This window comes from Nocardia alni (assembly GCF_019038435.1).
GTDB lineage: Bacteria > Actinomycetota > Actinomycetes > Mycobacteriales > Mycobacteriaceae > Nocardia > Nocardia alni.
This window is the reverse complement of sequence record NZ_JAGPOX010000117.1, coordinates 1-12899: the sequence shown is the minus strand read 5'-3', so window position 1 is coordinate 12899 and position 12899 is coordinate 1. Positions and strand designations below refer to the sequence as shown.

Below are 12899 nucleotides of genomic sequence, written 5' to 3'. Positions count from 1 at the left end.
CTCATGAACGACGTTTTGCGTGCCCCCGCCGAGGTCAAGTATGCCGAGGAACTGGATTGGCTGGAGTCCATCGACGAGGGCCCCAAGCCGTTCGCGTGGCGACTGAGCCCGAAAATGGTGCGGCTGTTCGTACTCGGCTCCGAGCGCGCCGACGGACTTGACCGCGCGGTGGAGCAGAAGTGGTTCGGTGACCGCAGCTTCGTCGAGCGCAGCATCGTCACCCTGGCCTCGGACCGGGGTCTGCTGCTCATCGGCGATCCGGGTACCGGCAAGAGCTGGCTGGCCGAACTGCTGTCCGCGGCCATCAGCCGCAATTCCACCCTGGTGGTGCAGGGCACCGCCGGGACCACCGAAGACCACATCAAGTATTCGTGGAACATCTCCATGGTCATCGCCAAGGGCCAGTCGCGGGAGTCGATGATCCCGTCCCCGATCATGACGGCCATGGAGCAGGGCGTGATCGGCCGCTTCGAGGAGCTCACCCGCTCCACCAGCGATGTGCAGGACGCGCTGATCTCCATCCTGTCGGAGAAGTACGTGTCGATCCCCGAACTCGACGACGACAATGTGGTGTTCGCGCAGCCCGGCTTCTCCATCATCGCCACCGCCAACAGTCGCGACCGGGGCGTCAACGACCTGTCCTCGGCGCTCAAACGTCGCTTCAACTTCGTGCGAATCCCTATCGTGTCCAACAAGAAGAGCGAGGCGGAGATCGTGCGCTTCCGCACCGCGGAACTGCTGCGTCGCCATTCCATCGAACTGGAACTGCCGCCCACGCTGCTGGATATCCTGCTGGAGAGCTTCGCCGATCTGCGCGCCGCGGCGTCCGCCGCCACCAGCGACGACGACAAGCTGGAGTCGGCGCTGTCCACCGCCGAGCAGATCGGCGTGCTCGAGGACGCCATCCTGCACAGCCAATTCTTCGGCGCGAAGGAGTTGCGCGCCGAGACCCTCGCCGGTTCGCTGGTCGGTTCCCTGGCCCGGCGCACCCCCGAGGACCTGGCCATTCTCAACAAGTACCTGCACGGCGTGGTCGAGCCGCGGACCAAGGACAAGAAGGGCAATGCCGCCTGGGGTGAATTCCTGGAGGGTGGCCGGGCGGCGATCGCGAGGCTGTCGTGACTGTCCCCGATACCAGGACCGCACCGAATACCTTTGCCGCGCTGCGGGATCAGTTGTCCGACGCGGCCGTCGCGTTCGCGGGCGCGCCCGGGGCCGCCGGCGACATCCTGGCGGGCATGGTCGACGATGTCGGCCGAGCGCTCGCGGAGCGGCTGGAGATCTTCCCGGTCTGCCATCACTCCCCCGCCTCCGGTCTGGCGATGGTGCGGCGGCTGCGCGAGAAGCGGCCGAGCGTCATCTACCTGGAACTGTGCGAGGATATGCGGCCGCTGCTGGACGAGCTGCGCAACTGCCGGCTACCGATCGCCCTGCAGGCCTTCGCCACCGAGGTCGACGGCTTCCCGGCGGAGTGGGCGCCGCTGTCGGTGGTCGCACCGATCACCGAATCGTCGGCCGAGTACCAAGCCATCGCCTACGCGCTCGATACGCCCGGCGTCGAACTGGTGCTGGTCGATCGGTCCACCGATCACGTCTTCCAGTGGGCTCCCCAGGGCCAGAAGTCGGATGCGTCCGCCGAGGGTGAGCAGCCCGAGAACGAGGGCCTGCACGGCGAGGCGGTCGGCATCGAAATCGGTGATCTCCGGCCACGTTTCGCCGAGCTGGAAGAACATCTGCTGCACCACGGCAAGGTCCGGCACTGGTCGGAGTGGTGGGACCAGTATGTGGAGCAGCCCCTCGTGGACGCCGACTACGACACCTACCGCCAGGTCATGGTGATGATCGGCAGCCTGTTCCGGCGGCTGCGCCGCGGTAGCACCGCCGAAGACGAGGACCGCGAACGGTATATGTGGACCCGCATGCGGGAACACCTGGGCGCCAACGAAATCGATCCGGCACGGGCGTTGTACGTCTGCGGCGCGGCGCATGCGGCCAGCCCGGTCGAACAGTTCGGACTGGCCGCGGCGGAGGCGGCCTTCGAGATCACGCCGCGCTCGGCGACCAAGTGGCACTACGGGCTGATCCCGTCCAGCCACTCGGCCATCGAGGCGCAGTTCGGGCTCGCCGGTGGCGCGGTGTCGATCGCGGCGGCCACCTGGGCGAAGGGCCTGCGGCGCGGCCGAGTGCGGTCCTTCCAGCTGGAGGGCCAGCAGGGGACGACCAAGCGCTCCACGAAGCTGGAGGTCCTTCCGGCGGAAACGGAGGACGCAGTGACGGACAGGCTTTCGGGGTTCCTGTCCCGGCCGCCGGTCCTGGACCCACTGGACGAGGCCGAACTCCTGGAATGGTCGGTGGATATCGTCCGGCTGGCCCGGCACAACGGCTATCTGGCCAGCACGGCCGACGCCATCTCCATCTTCGAGACCTCGATCCTGCTGGCGGGCTTGCGTAATCGCGCCCGTCCGACGCCGTATGACTTCCAGGACGCGGCCGTCACCTGCATCGAGAAGGACCGGGTACCGGGTCGGCGCGATGTGCGGCGGCTGTGCGAGATCCTGCTCGGCGGCGACCGCATCGGCCAGGTCGGCTACGCGGCCCTGCCGCCGCTTGCCCGCGACGTGCTCGACCGGCTGGAACCCCTGGGATTGGATCTGTCCAAGCGCACGCTGCAGCGCGCGCTGCTGGACCTGAAGGCCGATCCGAACCTGCGACCGTGCTCGGACCTGCTGTGGCTGCTGCGCAGACTGCTGCCGCAGGACGCGCTGCGCCCCATCATGGGCTCGCGCGGCCTGGGTGAGACCTCGATCCAGGAGAGCTGGGACATCGGGCTCGGCAAGCACCAACGGTCACTGGTGGAACTCGGCTACGAGGGCGTATCGGTGGAGCAGGTACTGGAACAGCGTCTGCGGGCCGCGGTCGCCACGCCGGACGCGACAGCGGCGCTCGCGCTGGCGGCGGTCGAGGACGCGCTCGTCTATCTCAGGTCGGTCCGGCTCGCCGACGAACTGGGCCACCGCGCGGTCGAACTCCTGGCCGCCGAACGAACCGTGGACGACGCGCCCGTGGTGCTGCACCGAATCCGACTGCTGCTCAACTACTTCCGCTCCACCGCAGACGGCCTCCCGGCCTGGTGCGAGCGCTTCGTCACGGCCGGCTACGCCCACTACTGCACCCTGCTGCCCACCGCCTTCGCCGCCGAGGAAACCGTCCCGGCCCAGGTAGCAGCCGTGCTGGGCTTCCTGTTCGGCATGGAAAACCTGGCCCTGTCCCTGGGCTGCGACCACACCCAATTGGAATTGGCCGTACTCCAATCGCATCCGGAGACACCGGCCAAAGTAGCCCTGCTGTGGGCAGCGCGGTTCCAACTCGGGCTGCTGACCATGGCCGAACTGCGCGAGCGCTGCGACGCGATGCTGTCCAATCCACTGGTACTGCCGACGGTCCCGCAATACGTGAGCGGATTCGTCCAAGCCATCGACCCTGCCCCCGGATTGAAACCCTTTGTCGTGGAGCTGTTGTCGAAGGCGTTCGGCACCCTGCCGGACACGGTGCTGCTGCCGTGGCTGCCGAAGCTCATCACCACGCTGAAGGATCAGACAGGAAGCCTGATCCCCGGACTGGTCCGAGAGGCGGGCCGCACCTTCCCCGGCGCACTGCCCGCCGTAGACACCTTCGTCCCACCCTGGTCGGCCGAACCCGCCCCGACCGCGACGCCGGTGATGGCGGCGGCGCGCGGACCGGTCACCGGCCTCCTGTCCGCCCACCCAGCCACCTGCGACGCGCTCGCCGGCTTGCTCGGCATCCAGGGAGGCTGGCAGGAGACCGAACCGACCGGAAACCGCGAGGCCACCGACTTGCTCGATCGGTTCCCCCACACCGCCGCCGCACTGGCGGCGCAACTCGGAGTGTCGCCGGGTCGCTCTTCACGGCATCGTCGAACGCAACTCTTCGGGTCAGCGCGAATCCAATACTTCCGACAAGACCATTAGGTTTGCAAAATAACTGCCATGATCCATGTTCGCCGAGCCTCGAGTGTGTCATGAGCAGAACCCTGCATTTGAACGCGTTCCTGATGTCCACCGGCCACCACGAAGCCTCCTGGCGGCTACCGGAGTCGGATCCGCTGGCGCACATGGACGTCGAGCATTACATCAGGCTGGCGCAGATCGCCGAGCGTGGCCTGTTCGACTCGATCTTCTTCGCCGACTCCCCTGTCCTGGAAGCCGAACCGGGACAGCGGCCGACGGGCAAGCTGGAGCCGACGATCCTGCTCACCGCCGCCGCCCTGCGCACCAGCCGGATCGGCCTCATCGCCACCGCCTCGACCAGTTATAACGACCCATACAACCTCGCCAGGCGGTTCGCCTCGGTGGATTGGGTATCCGGCGGGCGGGTGGGCTGGAATATCGTCACCACCGCGGGCGCCGACGCGGCCCGCAATTTCGGCTTGGACGACGTCCCCGACCATCGGCTGCGCTACGAGAAGGCCGCCGAATTCGTCGACGTCTCGACGAAACTCTGGGACAGCTGGGACGACGACGCCTACGTCGGCGACAAGCAGATCGGCATCCACTCCGACCCGGACAAGGTGCACCAGTTCGATCACGCCGGCGAGTTCTTCCGGGTGGCCGGACCGCTGAACGTGCCGCGCTCCCCACAGGCGTATCCCGTTCTGGTGCAGGCGGGTTCGTCCGAGGACGGGAAGGGATTCGCGGCGCGTTACGCCGAAGCCGTCTTCACCGCGCAGCAGACCCTCGACGACGGCAAGGCGTTCTACACCGATCTGAAGGACCGCGCGCGACGACTCGGCCGCGATCCGGAGGCCGTCAAGATCCTGCCGGGAATCGTGCCCGTCATCGGCGACACCGAGGCGCATGCCCGCGAACTCGACGAGGAACTGGCCAACCTGATCCTGCCGGATTACCAGCGCCGCAACCTCGCCGAGCGATTCAACCTGCCGGTGGAGGCCTTGGATCTGGATGGCCAACTGCCCGAGGACCTTCCGCTCGAGGACGACATCCAGGACGCGAAGAGCCGATTCACGCTGATCGTCAACCTCGCCCGCCGGGAACGGCTGACCGTGCGCGAGCTCATCGCCCGGCTCGGCGGCGGTCGCGGTCATCGCACCTTCGCGGGCACCGCGGAACAGGTCGCCGACACCATCCAGGAGTGGTTCGTTTCCGGCGCCGCGGACGGATTCAACATCATGCCCGCGGTCCTGCCGTCGGGACTGGAGACGTTCGTCGACCAGGTGGTGCCGATCCTGCAGCAGCGCGGGCTGTTCCGAACCGAATACGAGTCGACCACGCTGCGCGGTCACTACGGCCTGGCTCGTCCGGAGAATCAGTTCACCGTGGCCGAGAGCGCGATCGCCCGGTGAAGGAGAACCACAGGAAGCCGCCGCAGCCCGGGTCGGACTGCGGCGGTTTCGGTTGTGCTGATTCATGTTTGGACCGGTAATGCGATGACGACGTCCTCCTCTGCCCCGGGTAGGTAGTGCACCTGGACGACTCGGCCGATCTGGACCAGTTCGACGCTGCCGGACGGTACGAACTTTGCGGTGCTGGTGCTGAAAATGGTGCCATCGGGGCGGGTCACCGCCAGTTCCAGGGCTACCTTGGTGTAGCCGTCGCGAATCTCGCCGGGCACCGACAGCGACTGCACGACAGCCTGGGCGGCAATGCCACGGGCGGCGATGTCGAGCTTGCCGCGGGTGGTCAGGCCACGCCGAATCATGTTCTCGTTCCAGGTATTCTGCATCTGGGCCCGGTCCCCGGATCGATCGATCTCGACCCTGTCGGTGCGACCCGGGAGGTAGCGGACCGGCAGGACGACTCCGGGCCGCATCAGTGCGAGTTCGGTGAGCGGGACGATGATCTTCGCCTGGGAATCGAAGGCGTGACCGTCGGCCCCCTCGACGCGCAGATCCAGTCGGACCTGGGGCTGGTCGTTGACGCTCACTCCGGTCTGCCGGACCGAGGTCACGGTCCCGATCCCGACCGGACCCGCGCGGAATGCCGCGCTGTTGCGGCCGGTGAGAGCCTGGGCGATACCCTCGCCGCTGAAGGCGAACACGATCGGCACGACGGCCAGGGCGACGATCGGCAACGCCATCTGCCAACCGACCCAGCCGATTTCGCCGTCATAGAGCCCGTCCGAGTGGAAGGTCAATCCGTGCCAGAGGTAATACCCGATTGCGACTGCACCGGCCACGAGCGCCAGCGCTCGAATCCTCGTGGTCATGATCAGCCTCCGATCACGGTCGGGCAGGCGAAGGTGATATCGAACTTCGAGGACTTCACCCCGCCGAGCGGATTGCTCGGGTCCGGGGTGCCGACGCCCTGGCCGGTGATCCGGAAGGTCTTGCCGCTCTTGGTGACCGACGCAGACCCACCCGGCGCGCCCTTGCCGAATCCGATGGCATACGGCAGCCCGGACGAACCGCCCTTGCTGCCGCTGATCCCGACCGCCTGCACGGTCCCGCCGCCGGCGACGGTAGCGCTCACCGCCAGGTTGCCGTAGCTCGCGTTGCCGGTATCGGTCAAGGCGAGGGCGAGCAAGCTGCCCTGGTTCACGCAGGTGGTCATGAAAATGGCGGAGACGGCTTTGCCGTCCACGGACAGCGTCGAAGCGCCCGGGGTCGCGGCCGCGGATGTCTGCGAGACCGGCGCGGCCGAGGCGGCGACGGGCGTCGGGGACGTGGTCTTCGATGAACTGCTGCAGCCGGTCAGGGCCAGGGCGAGGGCCGCGGAGGCGGCGAGACCGGCGGCGCACAGGCGAACAGGTGTGGTGCTCATGAGATTCCTCCGAATAGATGCGGCTCGTGGTGGTTGAGCCGATGCGAGAAATGTAGAAACGATCGGATCCCTACCGATCCCAGGTTTGCGCCGGCGGCGATCGGCCATACGCAGGGTGGAGTACGCCGTAAATACCGTCTAACCTGAGCAAATGCGACGCCCTCGCGACATGGTGCTGGATGAGGCCTGGCGTGCCCTCGACGGCGTCGAGGCGCTCAGCGGGGCCCAGGGCGGCCCGCTGCGCCGCACCATCAAGCTGATCCTGGACCCGCTGGTGATCCGGCCGGTGCAGAACCCGCTGTGCGCCGGGCCTATCGTCACGACCGAGGGTGCGGCCGAGGTGATCACCCGGGTGCACGCGGCGGCACCGGCGCTGCGGGCCACCGCCGAATGGTTCACCCTGCTCAAACAGGTTCGGCGGAGCCTGCGGATCACCGACGGCAATCCACAGGACCTGTACTTTCAGCGATGCTTCGAGCTCGCGACGGCCAGTGGTCCACCGGATCGTCTGCGGGACAGTGGGATCGCCGAGACCGCACTGCTCGAACTCCATGGATTCGCGGCCGGGCGAACCACTCGGGCGCTGCGGGAGTATCTGACCGAGCCCGACCGCGTCCGGGAGTTGACCGATCTGATCCGGGTGGCCTGGCAGCGCAGGCCGATGCACGACGGCGCACGCACGGACCCTGCGGCCGAACTCGCCACCCTGCTCGATGCCTGTGCCGCCGCACGAGGTGCTTCTACGAGAGAGGGGCAGACCGCGATCGGCAAACTACTGGCCCAGTATGCCGGAACACACTCCGGGATCCGGTTGTGGTTCGCCGAAACCGTGCCGAACGCAGAGCATCTCGGGCTGACCGACCAGCCCGCGCCACCACCGCCGCCGCTGGGCTCGACCGCCTCGACGGCCACCCTGCCGAGACCGTTCGATCGGTCGATCTACGAGCGGGTCTTCACCGTCCTGCAGGCGGCGCTGGATCGGGCCGATCTGCCGACCGTTCCCGAACTGGTCGGGGCGGAGATCGCGCGCAGTTGTGCGCCGTGGGCGCTGCTGGACGAGTCGCTGCGCCTGGCCGCCGCGGCGGGGGTGGTCCTGGCCCTGGGACTGCGACCCCTCGGCGAGGATCCGACGGTCGAGACAATCGCGCAGCAGGTGATCAATGGGCGCTGGCGGCGCGAGGCGTACGTACTACAGGCTCGTCGGCTCGCAGTCCGGACCTCGGACGAGCCCGGCGGTCCGCTGACCACCGTCGCCGCCGACCTGCGCACACCCTGGCGGCCGTATCTGCGCCGATTGTGGGTTCGGCTGCACGGCCGCGACGTTCGCGAGTTACCGCTGACCGAGGCGAGCGAGTTCTGGGACGTGCTGGATGGGGTGGCCCGGTCCGTGATGCTCGACCACCGGATGCGGGTGAAGCAGGCGCTCAGCACGAGTTCGACAGGCGTCGAAGCGGATTCAGCCGAATCGAGGGTGAGCTGATGTCGGATCGGATCATCGTTCGCGGCGGCCCGGCGGGCACGATGTTCATCGGCCCCGAGGTGGCGCCGACACTGGGTGAGGGCACCGCACCATTGGATACGGCGGTGCTGGAAGTGCGCGGTGGGCATTTGGTGTGGAGTGTGCTTGCCTCGCAGCGGTTTCCAGTGGCCTTGATCGATGATACGGAGGCCGCCCAGGAGTGGATCTGGGCGGTGTACGGCGCTGACATCGCACTCGCGGTCGCCGATTTCGACAGCGTGCCAACCGAGTTCACGCCTGACCCCGGCCTGCCTGAACTGGCGCCACGGGCATACAAACTCGGCTATGCGCACTGGGCGGCACGGTGGTGGCCCGCCTCTACCTTGGACGGCATCCCTCCGCTCGACGAGCGGCTGATCGACGTTGATATCAGAACGCTCACAACCGAATGCGACCTACTCGTCGACGGCGCCGATGCGATCGACGCGTACGAGGACGACGATCTCGCGTCTCGCTCCGGCGCGGACCGTGCCGAGGATTACGCGCTCGCAGCCGGTCCGACGACCGTCACCGACGTCCTGGTGCTGGCCCGAGGCACCGGCGGCTGGGATTGGCGGCGCTGTCCACCGGGCATCGTCGACGCCTCCGAACGAACGCTGTCCTGGGAGGTTCGGCGTCGCCCTGGGACGACAGTGATCCAGGTGTCCGCCGTGGCGGCGCCCGGCTTGCACACTCCCGTACCACCCCACCTACATCCCCGAGCCCTGATCCGCACTCCCGCCGCCACCGCTGTGGCCGAGCTGACCCTCACCGGCGACCTCTGGACGGGGTCGGCAGCCGCTCCGGACGGCTGGGAATCCACTGTGGCAGTGGATATTCACGTGCCCGGTGTCGGACCCTCCGATGTCGCCGATCCGGATGACGCCCGAATTCGCCCGCAGCTCAGGGAATTCGCCGCCGCTCGGCTACGCAATGCGGGCCGGGCACCCGACGACACCATGCTGCTGGCCGAGATCGCCGCCGCCACTACCGATACGGACTTCTGATATGCGATACGGAACGACAGCTCACACCTCGGACTCCAGCCTCTGCGCCGCATCGAGAAGCCGGTCGACCACGCCGAGTTCGCTCGCAGGCGCCACGGGGGTCGGCAAGGCGTACACCGTTGTCGCGCAGCAGCGTCGGATCACAAGCCGTGGCGTGATCGTCGCCGGGGCCGGGAAGCCGTGAGATGGACGACGATGCCGAGGGACGCGCTCTGCTCCAGGCCGGCGCCACCGCCTACCAGGGCGGTGACGCGGCGGGCGCTCTGCGGATCTTCGAAGACGCGGCACGGGCGATCTCGGGACGAATGCGATTGGCGGCCATGGTCAATGCGGCGAGTATGGCCGATGAACTCGGCGAGCACCGCCGCGCGGTCGGCTGGTTCCAGGCCGCGCTGACCGAGATGCCCGGCGATGCCGGTGCGATGCGGCCCACCGCCCTGGTCAACATGTCGCAGGCGTTGCAGCATCTCGGCGATCTCGACGGAGCACAGGCCGCGCTGACCGAGGCGCGGTCGCTGCTCACCGACGATCCCGAGCAGGGCACGCTGCGGGTGGCCTGCCTGCTGTCGTGCACCGCGGTCGCCATCCACCGCCAGCAATGGGTTTACGCCATCGAGTTGGCGACCGAATCCCTGGATTCCGCCAGGCGATTCGCGCCGCCGCTGGCCGGACATCCGCTGATGAATCTGGCCGCCGCGTACTTCGAGACCGGGCGCGGCGAGCTGGCGCTGGACTTCGCATACCAGGCACTCGATGCGTTCGGCACGGCCGAGGACCACAACGGCGTCGCGGAGACCCAGCAGAATATCGCGCTGATGCACATCAGATCCGGAAGCCCGCAGGAGGCCGTGCCGCTGCTCGCGGCGAGCCAGAAGTATTTCGAACGCTCCGGGCTCGGCCCCCGGGCCGGGATCGGCCTGAAGGCACAGGGTTTCGTCGCCGAGCTGCGCGGCGCGGGTGCGCAGGCGTACGAACTGTACGGGCGTAGCCTCACGCAGTTCACCGCCTCGGATGCGACGCTGGAGGCCGCCGACGCTCGTATTCGCGTTGCGACGGCGGCGTTTTCGCTCGGTCGTCACGACGAAGCGCGGCGACTGCTCGCGGAATCGTTCCAGGTGTTCGCCGAGCACGGTCTCGGTCTGCACTGTGCCCAGGTCGATTTCTGGCATGCGCGACTACTCGAATCAGCGCTCGGCGATGCCGGGCCGGAAGCGCTCACCGAGGCCCTCTGGCTCGCGGTGCCGTCCGCCCTGGCCATCGACGCGGTGCGCCATACCTTTCCCGGCGGTGAGCAACGCCATCGCTGGAACCGGGAGGTGGCCGAGCCCGCCATGCGCTCGGCATTCCGGTTGGCCTACCGCTGCGGTGACGCCGGGCTCGTCTCCGATCTCATCGAAGCCCAATGTGCCGGGGCCACAGTGAAGTCCGCCGAACCGGCGCCCATCGCCCCCGGGAGCTGGACGATGCCGCAGGTGCAGGAGCCACCGGATGCGTTCACCGGCGCCCTGACACTGGCCGCCGCCTTGGCCGAGGTCGCGGCGGGCGAGGGCATCGCCATCGCCGCACCACCGCGGCTGAGGTACGAACCCGGCGGGCGAATCGTGCTGGAGGACTACATCGCCGAGGCCGAACGCCGGTACGGTCGCCAGATCCGCGACGATCGGGTGTTACCACTGTGAACGGACGGGGCGAGGAAACCACAGACACAGCACCGCGGACCGCAGCGGAGCCCAACGCCGGCGAGGCGCAGCAGCTTACCGGCTCGAGGCAGCCAACTGTGCTGGTCCGCATGGCAGACGCCGGTGATCACTACGTGTCGTGGCGCTGGCTGGACGACACCGCGAGCGCTGGGGTGGCGGCAATACCCGAGGCCCAGGTGGACGACGTGGTGGCTCGCGTGAGCGCCTCACTGCCCGACCCCTCGGCGAACGGTATCGAATATGCCCTGACCACAGGAGCATTCGCCAACTACGACACCGAACATGAACTCGCCCAAGCACTCTCTCGGACCCTGCTTCCACATGGTCTCGCCGGGCAACTCTATGACCTGTACATCCGCGGTGTGCGGCCGCACATCAGGCTGCAACCCTCGCCCCGGACAGCACAGATCCCCTGGGAACTGCTGGCGCCCGATCCCGGCCTGCGCCTGCTCGACATCGCCGATATCAGCCAACTCGCACCGGCCGGGCTGGTTCACGCACCCGGGCGTATTGCACGCTCCTGGGCGCAGACCAGGGACCTGCCGGTGGTGGCCGTGCTCGATCCCCGTGTGCCGGGATTCCGCGCCGATTCCGCCCTCGGCTCGGTGCTGGGCCGCATGTCCGCGCACGCGCCGCTCACCAAGCGGATCGGCCGATACCTCCCGGACAATCGCCTGCGCCCCGCGGTATCGGATCCGGTCGAGGCCTTTCGCCGCGACGACCAGGATCGAGCCTGGCTGGGCCGCACCTTGCGAGCGGGCGCCTCCCGCCTGCTCTACGTCGGCCACGTGACCGCCGCCGCGCCGGAATCCGGCCGCAGCGAGAACGCCCGCCTCCACCTGGCGTGCACAGCCGAGACCTCCGGCTTCGTCCCGCCGGAGCGCACCCACCGGCCGCTGTCGGCCAAGGACCTGATCCTGGGTACCCACACCCTCGACAGCGAGCCGCGAACAGGCCCCGAACTGTGGCCGATCCCCAGCCGGGTAGCACTGATCGCCTGCGAAAGCGGCGGCGACCTACGCTTCGGCGAAACCCTCGGCCTACTGGCGGCCATGATCAACGGCGGCGCGGAACTGGTCACCGCAGGCCGCTGGGCCCTCCCCACCGACCTGGCCTACCAGCGCTTCGCGGGCGTGAACACCGACCAGCACCCGCTACAGGAGACCGTCTGCGCGATCGATACCGCCCACGAGCACCCCGACCCCATCTCCGCACTCATGCGATGGCAGCGCGAGCGCCTCACCGCCTGGCGTGACGAGTGCTCGGTCCGCGATTCACCACTGCTGTGGGCAGCCTTCGCCACCGTCGCCACCACGCAGTGAGACCGTCGGCCGGTCGAGGTCAATCGAAGTCTTGACCGTCCAGCACCCAGGACACCCGCCGCACCGGGTCCTCGACGGCAAGGTGCAGATACCAGATCTCATCGCAGGGATCAGACCAGGTCAGACACCGGATTCGAGCGACGAACCCGTCGATGTCCTCGACCGTGGCCGATCCGGCCAGCGCACTCAGCAGCCGCCACACCCGGAGTCGGCCCAGCGATTCGGAAACCGCACCTCCGTACGCGGCAGCACCACCGAGGATGGTGAGCAATGCCGGATAAACCTCCGCGAATTCGACCTCCGCCGCCTGCACGGTGTCTGTCGAGTGCCCGCACCCACCGACCGCGACCTGATGGGCGACGGCCTCCTCCACCACACCATCCACGCTGGTCACCCCCTCGATCCAACTCGACAACTCCCAAGCGCCGAGCGTCTCCACAACCGCAACCCGGCTATGAAACATTCTCGCGCGCACCATCATCGGACAATCGAACCGCTGCGGCGGAAACCCCATCACCCCCGCCGAGCCCGATCCCCGACCGTGAAAACGAGTGAGATATCGAGAATCCCAATGC

10 protein-coding genes are annotated in these 12899 nt (G+C 68.0%); 7 read left to right on the top strand and 3 right to left on the bottom strand.

Annotation, left to right across the window (positions count from 1 at the left end):
* The first annotated feature begins 3 nt into the window (after positions 1-3).
* From JZ791_RS32965 to JZ791_RS32955, 3 genes are read left to right on the top strand one after another with little or no spacing between them, the layout of a single operon-like run.
* A complete protein-coding gene (locus JZ791_RS32965; protein ID WP_216899876.1) occupies positions 4-1122 on the top strand; it encodes an ATP-binding protein in 1119 nt (372 codons plus the stop codon).
* Entirely contained in the window at positions 1119-3989 is a 2871-nt protein-coding gene (locus JZ791_RS32960) for a DUF5682 family protein (RefSeq protein ID WP_308163223.1), read from the top strand. Before JZ791_RS32965 ends, JZ791_RS32960 begins: the two co-directional genes overlap by 4 nt.
* Positions 3990-4039: 50 nt before the next feature.
* Positions 4040-5380 (top strand): LLM class flavin-dependent oxidoreductase, encoded by a 1341-nt coding sequence (locus JZ791_RS32955; RefSeq protein ID WP_216899874.1) that lies wholly within the window; start codon positions 4040-4042, stop codon positions 5378-5380.
* Between the two features lie 62 nt (positions 5381-5442).
* On the opposite strand, the gene JZ791_RS32950 is transcribed toward JZ791_RS32955, so the two are convergent.
* Positions 5443-6243 (bottom strand): hypothetical protein, encoded by an 801-nt coding sequence (locus tag JZ791_RS32950; protein ID WP_216899872.1) that lies wholly within the window; start codon positions 6241-6243, stop codon positions 5443-5445.
* A 2-nt stretch (positions 6244-6245) separates the two neighbouring features.
* Positions 6246-6797: a lipoprotein LpqH gene (locus JZ791_RS32945; protein WP_216899870.1), complete on the bottom strand. Its 552-nt coding sequence runs from the start codon at positions 6795-6797 to the stop codon at positions 6246-6248.
* Positions 6798-6966: 169 nt separating this feature from the next.
* Between JZ791_RS32945 and JZ791_RS32940 the strand changes: the two genes are divergently transcribed.
* The 4 genes from JZ791_RS32940 to JZ791_RS32925 all read left to right on the top strand — a co-directional run bounded on the left by JZ791_RS32940 (position 6967) and on the right by JZ791_RS32925 (position 12324).
* Positions 6967-8277, top strand: coding sequence for a hypothetical protein (locus JZ791_RS32940; RefSeq protein WP_216899907.1), 1311 nt, complete (start codon positions 6967-6969; stop codon positions 8275-8277).
* Positions 8277-9302: a hypothetical protein gene (locus tag JZ791_RS32935; protein WP_216899868.1), complete on the top strand. Its 1026-nt coding sequence runs from the start codon at positions 8277-8279 to the stop codon at positions 9300-9302. Before JZ791_RS32940 ends, JZ791_RS32935 begins: the two co-directional genes overlap by 1 nt.
* A gap of 185 nt (positions 9303-9487) precedes the next feature.
* Positions 9488-10981, top strand: coding sequence for a tetratricopeptide repeat protein (locus tag JZ791_RS32930; protein ID WP_216899866.1), 1494 nt, complete (start codon positions 9488-9490; stop codon positions 10979-10981).
* Positions 10982-11091: 110 nt separating this feature from the next.
* A complete protein-coding gene (locus JZ791_RS32925) occupies positions 11092-12324 on the top strand; it encodes a CHAT domain-containing protein (RefSeq protein ID WP_216899864.1) in 1233 nt (410 codons plus the stop codon).
* 19 nt (positions 12325-12343) lie between these two features.
* On the opposite strand, the gene JZ791_RS32920 is transcribed toward JZ791_RS32925, so the two are convergent.
* Positions 12344-12718 (bottom strand): DUF6183 family protein, encoded by a 375-nt coding sequence (locus tag JZ791_RS32920; RefSeq protein ID WP_216899862.1) that lies wholly within the window; start codon positions 12716-12718, stop codon positions 12344-12346.
* Positions 12719-12899 lie beyond the last annotated feature (181 nt).

Coding starts and splice junctions, on each gene's coding strand:
- JZ791_RS32925 (WP_216899864.1), top strand. CDS start 11,092: ATGGCAGACGCCGGTGATCACTACGTGTCGTGGCGCTGGCTGGACGAC.
- JZ791_RS32950 (WP_216899872.1), bottom strand. CDS start 6,243: ATGACCACGAGGATTCGAGCGCTGGCGCTCGTGGCCGGTGCAGTCGCA.
- JZ791_RS32935 (WP_216899868.1), top strand. CDS start 8,277: ATGTCGGATCGGATCATCGTTCGCGGCGGCCCGGCGGGCACGATGTTC.
- JZ791_RS32940 (WP_216899907.1), top strand. CDS start 6,967: ATGGTGCTGGATGAGGCCTGGCGTGCCCTCGACGGCGTCGAGGCGCTC.
- JZ791_RS32965 (WP_216899876.1), top strand. CDS start 4: ATGAACGACGTTTTGCGTGCCCCCGCCGAGGTCAAGTATGCCGAGGAA.
- JZ791_RS32930 (WP_216899866.1), top strand. CDS start 9,488: ATGGACGACGATGCCGAGGGACGCGCTCTGCTCCAGGCCGGCGCCACC.
- JZ791_RS32955 (WP_216899874.1), top strand. CDS start 4,040: ATGAGCAGAACCCTGCATTTGAACGCGTTCCTGATGTCCACCGGCCAC.
- JZ791_RS32945 (WP_216899870.1), bottom strand. CDS start 6,797: ATGAGCACCACACCTGTTCGCCTGTGCGCCGCCGGTCTCGCCGCCTCC.